11 protein-coding genes and 1 pseudogene are annotated in these 15,005 nt (G+C 68.3%); 6 read left to right on the forward strand and 6 right to left on the reverse strand.

The window, feature by feature from the left end:
* The first annotated feature begins 186 nt into the window (after window positions 1-186).
* Window positions 187-1,455, forward strand: coding sequence for an amidase (locus J2X65_RS20015; RefSeq protein WP_310204726.1), 1,269 nt, complete (start codon window positions 187-189; stop codon window positions 1,453-1,455).
* Window positions 1,456-1,459: 4 nt separating this feature from the next.
* Here the strand turns inward: J2X65_RS20015 and J2X65_RS20020 are convergent, their stop codons facing one another.
* The 5 genes and pseudogenes from J2X65_RS20020 to J2X65_RS20040 form a co-directional block, all read right to left on the reverse strand.
* A complete protein-coding gene (locus J2X65_RS20020; protein WP_310204730.1) occupies window positions 1,460-2,272 on the reverse strand; it encodes an LssY C-terminal domain-containing protein in 813 nt (270 codons plus the stop codon).
* A gap of 501 nt (window positions 2,273-2,773) precedes the next feature.
* Window positions 2,774-6,590: pseudogene (gene metH / locus J2X65_RS20025) on the reverse strand (methionine synthase).
* Window positions 6,591-6,603: 13 nt separating this feature from the next.
* Window positions 6,604-6,975: a DUF559 domain-containing protein gene (locus tag J2X65_RS20030; RefSeq protein WP_310204733.1), complete on the reverse strand. Its 372-nt coding sequence runs from the start codon at window positions 6,973-6,975 to the stop codon at window positions 6,604-6,606.
* 163 nt (window positions 6,976-7,138) lie between these two features.
* Window positions 7,139-8,083 (reverse strand): methylenetetrahydrofolate reductase [NAD(P)H], encoded by a 945-nt coding sequence (gene metF, locus J2X65_RS20035; protein ID WP_310204736.1) that lies wholly within the window; start codon window positions 8,081-8,083, stop codon window positions 7,139-7,141.
* Window positions 8,083-9,093 (reverse strand): metalloregulator ArsR/SmtB family transcription factor, encoded by a 1,011-nt coding sequence (locus J2X65_RS20040; RefSeq protein ID WP_310204740.1) that lies wholly within the window; start codon window positions 9,091-9,093, stop codon window positions 8,083-8,085. Before J2X65_RS20040 ends, metF begins: the two co-directional genes overlap by 1 nt.
* A gap of 158 nt (window positions 9,094-9,251) precedes the next feature.
* Here J2X65_RS20040 and tsaA point away from each other — a divergent pair, with 158 nt between their 5' ends.
* Window positions 9,252-9,854 carry a tRNA (N6-threonylcarbamoyladenosine(37)-N6)-methyltransferase TrmO gene (gene tsaA / locus J2X65_RS20045; protein ID WP_310204960.1) on the forward strand — a complete coding sequence of 201 codons (603 nt, stop codon included), beginning with the start codon at window positions 9,252-9,254 and terminating at the stop codon, window positions 9,852-9,854.
* A 178-nt stretch (window positions 9,855-10,032) separates the two neighbouring features.
* The gene (locus J2X65_RS20050) at window positions 10,033-11,187 is read left to right on the forward strand and encodes a L,D-transpeptidase family protein (RefSeq protein ID WP_310204743.1); all 1,155 of its coding nucleotides are present in this window, start codon (window positions 10,033-10,035) and stop codon (window positions 11,185-11,187) included.
* A 347-nt stretch (window positions 11,188-11,534) separates the two neighbouring features.
* Here the strand turns inward: J2X65_RS20050 and J2X65_RS20055 are convergent, their stop codons facing one another.
* Entirely contained in the window at window positions 11,535-12,140 is a 606-nt protein-coding gene (locus J2X65_RS20055; protein WP_310204746.1) for an MOSC domain-containing protein, read from the reverse strand.
* 186 nt (window positions 12,141-12,326) lie between these two features.
* On the opposite strand from J2X65_RS20055, the gene J2X65_RS20060 reads away from it, so the two are divergent.
* From J2X65_RS20060 to J2X65_RS20070, 3 genes are read left to right on the forward strand one after another with little or no spacing between them, the layout of a single operon-like run.
* On the forward strand, window positions 12,327-12,917 hold the full coding sequence (locus tag J2X65_RS20060; RefSeq protein WP_310204749.1) for an HdeD family acid-resistance protein: 591 nt from the start codon (window positions 12,327-12,329) through the stop codon (window positions 12,915-12,917).
* Window positions 12,918-12,927: 10 nt separating this feature from the next.
* The gene (locus tag J2X65_RS20065; RefSeq protein WP_310204752.1) at window positions 12,928-14,172 is read left to right on the forward strand and encodes an OpgC domain-containing protein; all 1,245 of its coding nucleotides are present in this window, start codon (window positions 12,928-12,930) and stop codon (window positions 14,170-14,172) included.
* 15 nt (window positions 14,173-14,187) lie between these two features.
* The gene (locus J2X65_RS20070; protein WP_310204754.1) at window positions 14,188-14,997 is read left to right on the forward strand and encodes an SGNH/GDSL hydrolase family protein; all 810 of its coding nucleotides are present in this window, start codon (window positions 14,188-14,190) and stop codon (window positions 14,995-14,997) included.
* The last annotated feature ends 8 nt before the right edge of the window (window positions 14,998-15,005 follow it).

The following is a 15,005-nucleotide window of genomic DNA, read 5'->3' on the forward strand; positions in this document are numbered from 1 at the left end:
GCCCAGCGAAGAACGATCCGCGCATACCGCTGCCGATGCAAGGGCACAAACGAAATTAGATAGGCGGATCCATAATGTTGGCGTGCGGAGTGTCGCATGCGATACGCTTTTGGCCGACACTGTCCGGCGCTTCGCTTTGGGCAGCACCCCGACCCCGTCCCCAGCCGAGAGATCGTGCCAGAAATCATGACCGTGATGCTTTCCGCCTGCGCCCTCGCCGCCGCCATCCGCTCCGGGGATATGACCCCGGCCGAGGTTGCGGCCCGTTGCGCCGCGGCGATCGCCGAACGGGAGGAGGAAATCCGCGCCTTCGCCATCCTGGATCTCGAGGCGTTGCAGGCGCAGGCGCGCCATCCCGGCCTCGCCGGCCTGCCCCTCGCCGGGTTGCCGGTCGGGGTGAAGGACGTGTTCGACACCGTCGGCTTCCCGACCTCCTACGGTTCGCGGGTCTATTGCCGCCACCGCCCGTCCGCCGATGCCACGGTGGTGCGGATGATCGCCCGCGCCGGCGGTCTCGTCGCCGGCAAGACCTCCACCACCGAATTCGCCTTCACCGCCCCGGCGACGACGCGCAACCCGCACCGCACCGCCCACACCCCGGGAGGCTCCTCCTCCGGCTCGGCAGCGGCGGTGGCGGCGGGCATGGTGCCGCTGGCGATCGGCTCGCAGACCGCCGGCTCGATCATCCGGCCGGCCTCCTATTGCGGTGTCACCGGCTACAAGCCGTCCTTCAAGCTGATCCCGATGCTGGGCAGCAAGACGTTTTCCTGGTCGCTCGACACCATCGGCCTGTTCGCCGCCGGCGTGGCCGACGTCGCCTTCGGGGCCAGCGCCATCACCGGCCGGCCGCTGGCGATCGACCCGGCCGCCCGACCGCCGCGCCTCGCCATCGTTCGCACCTCGCGTGCCGGCTCGGCGAGCCCCGACGCCGATGCCGCGCTCAATGCCGCGATGCGCGCCGCCGAACGCGCGCGGGCCAGCCTGCGCGAGGTCACGCTGCCGCCCGAGGTGGAGACCGCCGACGACGCCCACGCCATCGTCCAGGCCTATGAAGCGGCGCTGGCCCTCGCCGACGAATGGGACCGGCATCGCGACCTGCTCTCGCCGCAGCTCGTCGCCTATCTGGAACAGGCGATGACGGTGACGCCGGAAGCCTATGACGCGGCGCGACGCACCGCCCGGCTGGCGCGCCACGCCTTCACCGATCTGGTGGAAGGCTTCGATGCCGTGCTGACCTATTCGGCGCCGGGGGAGGCGCCCGTCGGGCTGGCCTCCACCGGCTCCTCGATCTTCAACCGGCTATGGACGCTGCTGGGAGCGCCCTGCATCAACGTAGCCGGCTCCACCGGCGCCAGCGGCCTGCCGATCGGCGTGCAGATCGTCGGCCGGTTCGGCCGCGACCGCACCGCGCTCACCGCCGCCGCCTTCGTCGAGAAGGCGATCCGGGCCGCGTGAGCGCTCACGCGCCGCCGGCCAGCCCCTCGACGCTCTTCCAGAGCTGGTCCTTCAGCCCCACCAAGGGCGGCGGGGCGATGAGGGTGGCCGGCGCCGAGGCCGGGGCGCCGTCGGCGACCAGCCGGCCGAAGCGGATCTCGCCATCGGTATAGTAGGGATCGCCGCCGCCATTGCGGCCGAACAGCACCGGGCCGAGACCGGTGACCTGGTAGATGGCGGTGAGCATGCGGGCACGGTCGAGATCGGCGATCATGAGATCGCGCACCGCATCGACATCCGGCCCCACCCGGTGGGTGACGGCGCCGGTGTAATGGCTGAGCCCGACGCCCTCGTCATAGGTGGCCGAGCCGAGCCAGACCGGGCGACGCTCCGCGCCGAGATCCAGTACCTTCCAGAACCGCACGTGATCGCGCCGGTCGGCACTGCGGCCGACCTCCTTCTCGAAGGCGAGGTCCTCCGGGCGGCCGTCATAATAGAGCGGACTGACCGGCGCCTGCGGGTCCGGCCGGTCGAGCAGCACCGAGCCGATGATGGCGAGGCTGGATTTCAGCGTCACCGGATCGGCGGCGCGCCAGCCGGCGGCGTACATGGCGCGGATGACTTCCTCGCGCGAGCCGACGAGGCCAACATCGATGGGATCGCCGGGGATGCCCTGCTTCGTCTGCGTCACCATCGGCAGGTGCCTGATGCCGGGCTGGCCCTCGTGATGCGTCCACAGGCGGGGCAGCATCACATAGGCCAGCGCCGCCCAGACGAGGAAGGCCAGCAGGGCCCAATGCCAGACGGGGCGGAGGCGGGATTTCACGGATGGCGGCATGGGAGCGCCTCGGGGGATGGAAACGGTCTCCCGCCATGCGGGAGAGGCGGCAGCGTATCGCGCTTCGCGCCGGTCGTGCGAGACGTGAGCGAGCGACGCATGGCGGCCAGTGCCGTGCGACGGGCGCAGGGCGGCAAATGCTGGGGGCAAACCCGAAGATGGGGGCGCTCGGCGGCATTTGCGGGTGCGATCTGCGCGCCTATGGTGGTCACACCGGTCCGGCAGGAAGACCTTCCCCTTCTCGGGGAGAGGGCTGGGGTGGGGGTCTTCCACACCTCCCGACCCCGTCCCCCCTCACCGACCCGCTGCGCGGGCCACCTCTCCCCACCGGGCAGAGGGAAGAGAAAGGCTTCGCCTGGTGCGTCGCACCGCATGAAGCTCCCTTGGCCCCCCACGCGAAACTCCCGACGCCCACTCATCGATCACAACCGCTCATGCAGGAGCCGCGACGCTCCCTCTCCCGATCGGGAATGCCAAACAAACAGCGGCGGCGAAGGCTCCCTACTCCGCCGCCACCGACTTGTAGGTCACCGGATCGTAGTTCAGCACCGGCGCCAGCCAGCGCTCGGCCTCCTCCACGCTCATGCCCTTGCGCGCGGCATAGTCCTCGACCTGGTCGCGCTCGATGCGGCCGACGCCGAAATAGGAGGCGTCGGGATGGGCGAAATACAGCCCCGATACCGCCGCGCCCGGCCACATGGCAAAGCTCTCGGTGAGTTCCACGCCGATGCTCTCGGTCGCGGCGAGCAGCCTGAACAGGGTCGCCTTCTCGGTGTGATCGGGCTGGGCGGGATAGCCCGGCGCCGGGCGGATGCCGCGATAGGCCTCCTTGATCAGCGCCTCGTTGTCGAGCGCCTCGTCGGGCGCATAACCCCAGAACTCCCGGCGCACCCGCTCATGCATCCGCTCGGCGAAGGCCTCGGCGAGGCGATCGGCCAGCGCCTTGAGCAGGATCGACGAATAGTCGTCATGCGCCGCCTTGAAGGCCTCCGAACGCTCATGCTCGCCGAAGCCGGTCGACACGCAGAAGCCGCCGACATAATCCGCCACGCCGCTGCCCTGCGGGGCGACGAAATCGGCCAGCGCCAGATTATGCCGTCCCTCGCGCTTGCCCATCTGCTGGCGCAGCGTGTGCAGCGTGGCCAGCGGCGCGGCGCGGGTGTCGTCGGCATAGAGCGCGATGTCGTCGCCGACCGCGTTGGCCGGCCAGAAGCCGATCACCGCGCGGGCGGTGAGCCACTTTTCCGCGACGATCTTCGCCAGCATCTTCCGCGCATCGTCGTACAGCGCCCGCGCGGCAATGCCGACCTTGGGGTCGTCGAGGATGGCGGGGAAATGGCCGACCAGCTCCCACGACTGGAAGAACGGTGTCCAGTCGATATAGGGCACCAGCTCGGCGAGATCATAGCTCTCGAACACCCGCGTGCCGAGGAAGCTCGGCACGGTGGGTATGTGGCCGGCGAAGTCCAGCACCGGCCGGTTGGCCCGCGCCTCCTCCAGCTTCACCCGCACCTTGTTGCGGTCGCTCCTGGCATGGGCCTCGGCAAGCTTGGCGTATTCGGCGCGGATATTGGCGACATAATCCGGCTTCGAATTGTCGTTGAGCAGCGCCGACACGACGCCGACCGCGCGCGAGGCGTCGGTGACGTAGACCGCCTGCCCGCGCTCATATTGCGGGGCGATCTTCACCGCGGTGTGGACGCGCGACGTCGTCGCGCCGCCGATCAGCAGCGGCAGGTCGAAACCCTCGCGCTCCATCTCGGAGGCGACATGCACCATCTCGTCCAGCGAGGGGGTGATCAGGCCGGACAGGCCGATGACGTCGACCTTCTCCGCCCGCGCCACTTCGAGGATCCTGGCGGTGGGCACCATGACGCCGAGGTCGATCACCTCGTAATTGTTGCACTGGAGCACGACGCCGACGATGTTTTTGCCGATGTCGTGCACATCGCCCTTCACCGTGGCCATCAGGATCTTGCCGGCCGCGGACTCCCCGGTGGTGCCGTTATCGATTTTCTCCTGCTCCATGAAGGGCATGAGATAGGCCACCGCCTGCTTCATCACGCGGGCCGACTTCACCACCTGCGGCAGGAACATCTTGCCGGCGCCGAACAGGTCGCCGACCACATTCATGCCGGCCATCAGCGGCCCCTCGATGACGTGCAGCGGCCGGGCGACCGACCGGCGCGCCTCCTCGGTGTCGGCCTCGACGAACTCGGTGATGCCGTTGACGAGAGCGTGCTCCAGCCGCTTCTCCACGGCCCAAGTGCGCCAGGTGAGATCGGCCTCCTTCTTCTCGCGTCCGCCGCCGCGGAAACGCTCGGCGATGGCGAGCAGCCGCTCGGTGGCGTCGTCGCGGCGGTTCAGGACGACGTCCTCGCAGGCCTCGCGCAGCTCCGGCTCGATCTCGGAATAGGGCGCGAGCTGGCCGGCATTGACGATGCCCATGTCCATGCCCGCCGCGATGGCGTGGTACAAAAACACCGCGTGCATCGCCTCGCGCACCGGCTCGTTGCCCCGGAACGAGAAGGAGAGGTTCGATACGCCGCCGGAGACATGGGCGTGCGGCAGGTTCGCGCGGATCCAGCGCGTCGCCTCGATGAAGGCGACGCCGTAGCCGGCATGCTCCTCGATGCCGGTCGCTACCGCGAAGATGTTCGGATCGAAGATGATGTCCTCGGGCGGGAAGCCGATCTCGTCCACCAGAATGCGATAGGCCCGCGCGCAGATCGCGGTCTTGCGCTCGTAGCTGTCGGCCTGGCCCTGCTCGTCGAAGGCCATCACCACCACGGCGGCGCCATAGGCGCGCACGAGCCGGGCATGGTGGCGGAACTGCTCCTCGCCCTCCTTCATGGAGATCGAGTTGACGATGCCCTTGCCCTGAATGCACTTCAGGCCAGCCTCGATGACGCTCCACTTGGAGCTGTCCACCATGATCGGCACGCGGGCGATGTCCGGCTCGGCGGCGAGCAGGTTGAGGAAGGTGACCATCGCCTTCTCGCTGTCGAGCAGGCCCTCGTCCATGTTGACGTCGAGGATCTGCGCGCCGTTCTCCACCTGGTCGCGCGCCACCGCCAGCGCGGCGGCGTAATCGCCGGTGGTGATGAGCTTGCGGAAGCGCGCCGAGCCGGTGACGTTGGTGCGCTCGCCGATATTCACGAAGGTCGCGACGGGTGCGGTCATGACGCCTGCTCTCGATGCGTGGGGACGAAGGGACGGCGGAGGCGGGCGCGGGTGGAGGTGTTCATACCCGCATCTCGAAGGGCTCGAGGCCGGACAGGCGCAGACGGGGCGCGATCGACGGCACCTCGCGCGGGGGGTGCGGCGCCACCGCCTTCGCCAGCGCGGCGATGTGGGCCGGCGTGGTGCCGCAGCAGCCGCCGACGATGTTCACGAGGCCGGAGGCGGCGAACTCGCCGACCAGCTTCGCCATCGCCTCCGGGCTCTCGTCATAGAGACCGAACTCGTTGGGCAGGCCGGCGTTCGGATAGGCGCAGATCAGCGTATCGGCGATGCGCGAGAGCTCGTCGATATGGGCGCGCATCTCCTTGGCCCCCAGCGCGCAGTTCAGCCCGATCGAGAAGGGCTGGGCGTGGCGCAGCGAGTTCCAGAACGCCTCCGGCGTCTGGCCGGACAGCGTGCGGCCTGACAGGTCGGTGATGGTGCCCGAGATCATCACCGGCACGCGGAGGCCGCGCGCCTCGAACAGCCGTTCGATGGCGAAGACGGCGGCCTTGGCGTTCAGCGTGTCGAAGATAGTCTCGATCAGCAGGAGGTCCGATCCGCCGTCGATCAGCGCCGCCGCCTGCTCGCCATAGGCGGTGGCGAGTTCGTCGAAGGAAGTGGCGCGGAAGCCGGGGTCGTTGACATCAGGCGAGATCGAGGCCGTGCGGTTGGTTGGCCCGATGGCGCCGGCGACGAAGCGGCGGCGGCCGTCCTTTTCTTCCGCGCGGCGGGCGGCCTCCTTGGCGAGCTTCGCGCCTTCGAAATTCAGCTCGTAGACGAGGCTCTCCATGCCGTAATCGGCCATGGCGATGGTGGTGCCGGAGAAAGTGTTGGTCTCGACGATGTCCGCGCCCGCCAGGAAATAGGCGAGATGGATGTCGCGCACCGCCTCCGGCTTCGTCAGGTTGAGCAGGTCGTTATTGCCCTTGAGGTCGCGGTTCCACGCCTTGAACCGCTCGCCGCGATAGCCGGCCTCGTCCAGCTTGAGCTGCTGGATCATCGTGCCCATGGCGCCGTCCAGCACGAGGATGCGCTCGGCGGCGGCGGCCTTGAGGGCGGCGAGGGTGTCGGTGGGCGATACGGTGTCAGCCATGGCGGAGCACTTTCTACTCCCTCTCCCCGGTGGAGAGAGGGGTGGGGTGAGGGGTGCCGCCGCGCAGTGTTTCGAGAATGCGGAGCAGCACTCCGTCTGTGTTCGTCAGCACGTCGTTATTCCAGAAACGGATGACGAGATAGCCATCGGTTTCGATGATCCGGGTCCGTTCGGCGTTGGCCTCAGTTGTATGCTGCCCGCCGTCGAGTTCGACGACCAGTTTGGCGTCGGGGCAGAAAAAATCGACGGTGAATTGGTCGATCGGGACCTGCCGGCGGAATTTCCAGCCATCGAGCTGCCGGTTGCGAAGTCGGGACCAGAGACGCTGTTCGGCATCCGTCTGGTCTCGGCGGAGGCGACGGGCTCGTGCGATGGGGTTGTTCATCACCTTCTCCCGTCCATCCCCCTCACCCGCCGCTGCGCGGCGACCTCTCCCCTCGGGGAGAGGTGGAGTCAGCGCGCCTTCTCGCGTCCCACACACTACCCGCTGCATCAACCGGATCCCTCTCCCCATGGATGGGGTGAGGGGCCGCGCCGCCGGACACGGCTCACGCCGCCGCCTGCCCGTTCCCGGTGCCGTTCCCCTGCCCTTCCGCGCTTGCCTGCGGCGGGCGGATGCCGAGCAAATGGCAGATGGCGTAGACGAGATCGGCGCGGTTCAGCGTGTAGAAATGGAACTCGGTCACGCCGCGGTCGACGAGATCGAACACCTGCTCGGCCGCCACCGCGGCGGCGATCAGCTTGCGGGTCTCGGGGTCGTCGTCCAGCCCCTCGAAGCGGCCGGCGAGCCATGAGGGCATGTAGGTGCCGGTCTTCTCCGAGAAATTCTTCGCCTGCTTGAAGTTCGACACCGGCAGGATGCCCGGCACGACGGGAACCTCGATCCCCCGCGCCCGCACCCTGTCGAGATAGCGGAAGTAGAGGTCGTTATCGAAGAAGCACTGGGTGATCGCCCGCGTCGCCCCGGCATCCACCTTGGCGGCGAGGATGTCGAGATCGGCGTCGAAGGACGGGCTCTCCGGATGCTTTTCCGGGTAAGCCGAGACGGAGACTTCGAAATTGGCGATGCGGCGCAGGCCGCTGACCAGATCGGCCGAGGTCTTGTAGCCATCCGCATGCGGCGCATAGGCCTGCCCCACCCCGCCCGGCGGGTCGCCGCGCAGCGCCACGATGTGGCGCACGCCGGCATCCCAATAGCCGCGCACCACCTCATCGACCTCGCTCTTCGAGGCGGCGACGCAGGTGAGATGCGCCGCCGGGGCGAGGCGGGTCTCCCTCACGATGCGCTCCACCGTGGCGTGGGTGCGCTCGCGGGTGGAGCCGCCGGCGCCATAGGTGACCGAGACGAATTTCGGCGCCAGCGGCGCAAGACGGGTGATGGAATTCCACAGCGTGGCTTCCATTTCCGGCGTCTTGGGCGGGAAGAACTCGAACGACACCGCAATCGGCCGCCCGCCGGAGCGGCGGCTGCGGCGCTCGACATCCGACGACATCAGGCGACCTCCTTATGAGCTTTTTCAACGGGGTCCCCGACCGGCTGCCCGGCGCGCGGATCGCGGGCCAGCCACAGAGAAACCGTAAGTTTTCCATCGGCTTGCGGGGCAAGCGGACGATGCGACAGCGGCAGAAGCCCCGCCCCGGCCAGCCAGTGCTCGACCACTTCCGGCGCGAAGCCGAGCCGGCGATGAGCGTGCGCCTCGCGCAGGAATTCGAGATCGTGCGGGGCGAAATCGACCACCAGCAGGCGCCCGCCCGGCCGCAGCACCCGCGCCGCTTCCTTCAACGCCCGCGGGGCGTCCTCGAGGAAATGCAGCACCTGATGCACCACCACAACGTCGAAGGCGTCACGCGGCAGGGCGAGGCTGTAGATATCCCCCTGCCGCACCGTGCAATTGCGCGCGCCGGCGCGTTCCAGATTGGCGCGGGCGACCGTGAGCATGTCCGCCGACAGATCGATGCCCACGCCACGCTCGATGCGGGGAGCGAACAGTTCGAGAATGCGGCCGGTCCCGGTGCCGAGATCGAGAAGCGAGGATATTTCAACGCCTTGCAGCGCATCGAGAATGGCGTCCTCGACCTGCTCGTCGGGAGCGTGCAGCCGGCGCAGCGCATCCCATTCATGGGCATGGGCGCGGAAATAGGCCTGCGCATGGGCGGCACGGGCGGCGCGCACCGCCTCCAGCCGCTCATGGTCGCGCAGCAGGATGTCGTCATCCGGCGCCATCAGGGCGAGCAGAGCGTCGGTGAGCGCGGCGCCGGGAGTATCGGTGGCGCGGCGATAGAACACCCAGCTCGCCTCGCGAAAGCGCTCCACCAGCCCGGCCTCGGCCAACAGCTTGAGATGCCTGGAGATTCGCGGCTGAGACTGGCCGAGGATTTCGGTAAGTTCGGAAACGGTCAGCTCGCCCTCGCCCAACAAGGCGAGCAGCCGCAGGCGCGTATCTTCGCCGGCCGCCTTGAGGCCGTCGAGTAAAGACGCGAAGCTGAGCGGCGAAACCGGCATGAAACCCTCTTTCAGATATAAAGATATCTTTATGTCTTTTTCGAAGGCGATGCAAGCGCGGTGGAAACGGCGCGATGCGAGCGGTGCCGTGCTGGCGGCGCGGTGCCGGCCCGTGGGGCCGGTCCGTGGTGCCCGGTGCGGGTACAGTGAGGTGTATGATGTGTAGGATTTCGACCACCGGAGCGGCCGAGCCGGCCGATTCATCCGAATTCGGGGTGCGGCCCGGCGAGGTGACCTTGCCGCTGCCGGCTTCCCCGGATGCCGGAGTGCATTTCATCGGCCGGCTGCGCACCCCTTGGACGCACCGCCGGGACTGCCCGAAGAATAGCCGCGAGTCGGACGCGGTGTGCACCGTCGAGCTCGACCCGACCTTCGTCCCGGCGCTGGAGGGGCTGGAAGGCACCACGCATCTCTGGCTGCTCTACTGGATGGACCGCGCGCCGCGGGGCCTTCTCGTACAGGTGCCCCGCACCTATGGCAAAGGGCGCGGCACCTTCGCGTTGAGGAGTCCCGCCCGGCCCAACCCGATCGCGATGAGCGCGGTGCGGCTGATCGGCCGCGACGGCGACCGGCTGTCGGTGGTAGGGCTCGATTGCCTCGACGGCACGCCGCTGCTCGACATCAAGCCCTATTTCACCTCGACGGATTCCTATCCCGACGCGGTGGTGGGCTGGCATCGCGACCGTGGCACCGGCGAAGGCCGTCCTCCCGACGAGGCGCCGACGGACAGCAACGACTTTTCAACAATTTCGAAACTATAATGCTCCGTCGACGTTATGGGATAGGACAGCGGTACTGTTGCTCATATGCATCGTCCATGCGCTTCGTGCATAGCTGGGGACGGCAAGGCCATTGATGACTTAGTCTTGTCTTGAACCCGCCTTGTTCCTGCGTCATGTCCTCGTCGCAAAGGTTGTGGCATTCACTCCAGCAGGCTTGATGATGGTCGTTCGCCTAGGTTTCGCTCCCGCGGTCGCTCTGGCCCTTCTGACGTCGGTCGGTTCGGCCGGCGCCCAGTCCTATCCCGTCGACGCCGTTCAGTCGGCCGAGCCGGTGCCGGGCACCGTCGAGGTGCCGGCGGCTATCGATCCCTATGGCACGTCCGGCGCCGTGTCGCAGGGCGGTGTCGCCCCGATCATGGCTCCGGCCGCCGCCGGCGTGCAGCCGCCGGCCCCGATCTCCGGCTATGCCAATGGCGGCAACCCGGCGGCGGGCTACCCGACCGGCGCCTATTCCGGCCAGCCGCCCGCGGGCTATCCGGCGCAGAGCGCGCCGGGCATGCAGGCCGCCGTTCCGGCACAGGCCGGCTACCCGGCTGGCGCCTATTCCGGCCAGCAGCCGGCCGGCTATCCGGCGCCGGGCTATTCCTCGCAGGCCGCCACGCCCTATGGCGCGCCGTCGGCCCCGGCCCATGCCGCCGCCCCCGCCTACTCCCACCCGCAGCCGGCCTATCCAGCGCCGCAGCAGCAGGTGACGGGCGCCAACGGCGCCTCGGTGGCCATGCTGCCGCCGGAAGACCAGCCGGAAGAGGGCCCGCCCAAGGAATTGCCGGCGAACCTCAAGCGGCAGGTGGTCGATTACGTCACCACCCAGCCGCCGGGCACCATCGTCATCGATACCCCGAATACCTACCTCTATTACGTGCTGCCCGGCGGCAAGGCCGAGCGCTACGGCATCGGCGTCGGCCGCGACGGCTTCACCTGGGCCGGCACCGAGAAGATCAGCCGCAAGGCGGAATGGGCCGATTGGCGTCCGCCGGCGGAGATGATCGAGCGCCAGCCCTATCTACCGCGCTTCATGGCCGGCGGCCCAGGCAACCCGCTCGGCGCCCGCACCATGTATCTCGGCGGCACCATCTACCGCATCCACGGCACCAACCAGCCGTCCACCATCGGCCAGTTCATGTCCTCGGGCTGCATCCGCATGCTGAACGAGGATGTCGAGAACCTCTACGACAAGGTGAAGGTCGGCACCAAAGTGGTGGTGCTGCCCGGCAACGCGCCGGCCAAGACCGCCGACAGCAGCGCGGCGATGCAGCCGACGCCGGTGAGCACGATCAGCCCGAACGCGGTGCCGAACGTGGCGGTGCGCTGAGCCCATCAGCCGGCGAGTTCCCCGCCGGAAGCCTGACGACACGGAAATCGCCCGGACGAGGGATCGTCCGGGCGATTTCCGTTTCAGCGCCCGTTCTTGCTCAAGCGCAACGCGACGCAAGCCGGAAGCCCATCCCGCCGGCCGCCCTCTCCTTCGAAGCGTGCCCGAAGTCACGGCGTCCTCGGCAGCGGCAGGTGCATTCGCGTCGCCACGCCATGCCGGGCGGAGGCGGACCGATAATCGGCTGCCCGGCCCAGAGGGCGGTTCGAAGATCAGGACAGGACGACAGACGGCGGGGCGACGTCTGAGGCACGCCTGGGCCTCCGGCTGGTCTCGCGGCCTCCGCCTCACCGCCCCCACAGACGCTGGGCGGGCACCCGCACCTCGATGGCGCTGCCGGCCACGAGTTCGCCGGGGCGCTCCACCCAGGCGACCAGGCCACGCCGCCCCCGCGCCGCCTTGACGAAGGCGAGGTCGAGGCCCGTCCGTCCCGGATGATGCCGCGCCACCGCCGCCCCGGCATGGCGGCAGGGCGCGTTCTCGCCCTCCACCGCCAGGCAGGCACCGTCGGGAAAATGCAGCCGCGTGCCCGGCGGCAGCGCGGTGAGGTCCGGCAGCCCTTCCACCACCAGATTGGCGCCGAGCCAGGACGGCTCGACCACCGGCAGTTCCAGCCGGCGGGCGATAAGGGCGAGCTCGTCCGGCGCCACCAGCGTCAGCTGCCGGGTGTTGCGGATCGGCGTGCCGCGCGGATACCACGGCACCCGCGAATCGGCCTTGCGGGTGATGCCGCGATGGCGGTCGCCGACGAGGCCCTCGAAATCCACCGCCGCCCGCTCCACCGGACGGGTGACGAAATCCGCGCCATCGCCGACCAGCAGCCGCGACAGCCTGGCGCCAAGCCTGCGGGCGCCGATTGCGCCCTCGTCGAACAGCGGCAGGGTTTCGTTCATGCACGCGACTCGCCTTGGTGACAGCGGGATTTTAACCTCGCCGCACGACGAAGGAAAAATGCGGACTGCGCCTCGCCGCCTCCCGCTCTAAGATACCTCCGTTTACCAGCCGCGCACCGGAACCCCGAACCGGGGTGGCGCGTTTGCGATCCGCCGGCGCGGCGCCAGCATGAAGGACGAAATTCCATGTCCACCCCCACCGATTCCTTCCCCTCGACGCCGGCGCGCTCCCTCGCGGGCCATCTGCACGAACTGCGCGCCAAATGGGGGTGGTTCGTCGCCCTCGGCATCATCCTGATCATCGCCGGGGCGATCGCGCTCGGCAGTTCCTACGGGCTGGTGGTCGGCACGCTGCTCTCGGTCTACTACATCGGCGCGATGATGGTGGTCGCCGGCATCGCCCAGATCTTCCACGCCTTCGCGGTGAAGGGCTGGGGCGGGTTCTTCTTTTGGCTGCTCGACGGCCTGCTCTATCTGGTGGCCGGCGTCATCGCCTTCACCAATCCCGACCTCGCCGCCGCGGTGCTGACCCTGCTGCTCGGCATCTCGCTGATCGTCGGCGGCCTGTTCCGGCTGGTGGCGGCGTTCAAGCTGCGGCCGGCGGCCGGCTGGGGCTGGATCCTGTTCTCCGCCGTCATCGCCATCATCCTCGGCATCGAGATCACCGTGCAGTGGCCGATCAATTCCATGTGGATTCTCGGCCTGTTCCTCGGCGTCGATCTCATTTTCAACGGCTTCACGGTATTGATGCTCGGGCTTGGGCTGAAGAAGACGTGAGCGAGGTTTCGTGAGGCAGAGCGCCACCGCCCGACGTGTCGCGCAGGACCCGCCGGCCGGCGGGTCCACACAGACGGCCGATCGGCCCGGTGCGCCGGCGGCCGGCGAGCCGGCCCCCGCCCCGGCGACGCCGGCGGCAAGCGGGCGCGACCTGCGGCTCGACCTGTTCCGCGGGCTCGCCCTGTGGTTCATCTTCCTCAACCACATTCCCAACAATGTGGTGAACTGGATCACCAACCGGAATTTCGGCTTTTCCGACGCCACCGAGATCTTCGTCTTCATCTCCGGCTACACCGCCGCCATGGTCTATGGCCGGGAAATGGACCGCTCCGGCACGCTGGTCACCTCGGCGCGCATCCTGCGGCGGGCGTGGCAGCTCTATGTCGCGTTCATCTTCCTGTTCGTGATCTATCTCGCCGAAATCTCCTATGTGGTCGGTTCGTTCTCCAACCCGCTCTATGCCGAGGAGATGGGGGCGCTGCAGTTCCTCTCCGAGCCGGACGTGGCGCTGGTGCAGGCGCTGCTGCTGAAGTTCCGCCCGGCCAATATGGACGTGCTGCCGCTCTATATCGTGCTGCTCGCCGGCTTCCCGCCGGTGCTGTGGGCGCTGAAGCGCTGGCCCGACGCCACGCTGGCCGTCTCGGCTCTGGTCTATGCCGTGGCGCTCAATCTCGGCATCAACCTGCCGGGCTATCCTGACGACCGCATGTGGTTCTTCAACCCGTTCTGCTGGCAGCTGATGTTCGTTTTCGGCGGCTGGTGCGGGCTCGGCGGCAGCGACCGGCTGGGCGGGCTGATCCAGAGCCGGCTGATCGTGGCCGCCGCACTGGCCTATCTCGCCTGCTCGCTCGCCGTGGTGGTGAGCTGGTGGTGGCGTCCGCTGGAGGGGCTGGTGCCGGAGGCGATCGGCGTCTTCATCTACCCGATCAGCAAGACCGACCTGTCGCCGCTGCGCTTCCTGCACTTCCTGGCGCTGGCGGTGGTGGTGGTGAAGCTGGTGCCGGTGGATGCGCGCTGGCTGCGATGGAAGGTGCTGCGGCCGATGATCCTGTGCGGGCAGAACTCGCTGGAAGTGTTCTGCTTCGGCGTCTTCCTTTCTTTCGCCTCACATTTCGTGTTGAACGAAATCAATGGTTCGCTGGCCATGCAGTTCCTCATGAGCGCGGCGGGCATTTTCCTTATGGTGGCTCTCTCCGTGCTGTTGTCATGGTATGCTCGCGTGGAGCGCGAGATTGCCGCGCGGAAGTATGGGTAGACGGCGCGGATCGACGTGAAACGCACGACGCTGGGACTGATACTGGCTGGCATCGCGTTGCTGGCGGGCGGCACGGCCGCTCCGGCGCTGGCCGAACCCGTTTGCGCCGCGCCCTCCGAACTGACCCGCGCCGGCTTCGGCCTGCCGCGACTGGCCAAATCGCTCGAGGACAAGACCCCGACCACCATATTGGTGCTCAACTCCTCGACGCAGAGCGAGAAGAAGCCGGCCAAGACCGCCGGCGACAAGGCTGCCGGCGACAAGACCGGCGCCGCCAAGGACGCGGTGCCACGGCGCTTTCCCTCCTATATCGAGGAGATCCTGCGCGCCCGTTATCCCGATGGCGGTATCGTCGTGGCGACGCAGACCCAGCCGCGCGCCACCGCGCAGGCGATCCTCACCGTGCTGCCGGACCTGCTGCGGGTGAACAAGCCCTCGCTGCTGATCTGGCAGACCGGCACCTATGACGCCATTCTCGGCGTCGATACCGGCGCCTTCGGCGACGCGGTGGGCGACGGCATCCGCCTTGCCCACGAGGCCAAGACCGACGTGATCGTCGTCGGCCCGCAATACAGCCCGCGCACCTCCTTCGCCTTCGACGTCGCGCCCTATACCAACACCCTGCGCTGGAGCGCCCGCAGCAATGGCGTGCCGTTCTTCGACCGCTACGACATCATGCGCTACTGGCAGGACGAGGGCATTTTCGACCTCGACGCCGACCGCCCCTCCTCCACCCTGTTCGACGATGTGCATGGTTGCATCGGCCGGCTGCTGGTCGGCATGATCGCCGACGGCGTCGACAAGAAAACCCTCGGCTCCCGCTAACCCCCGCA

It is taken from the genome of Ancylobacter sp. 3268 (assembly GCF_031456575.1).
Classification (GTDB): domain Bacteria; phylum Pseudomonadota; class Alphaproteobacteria; order Rhizobiales; family Xanthobacteraceae; genus Ancylobacter.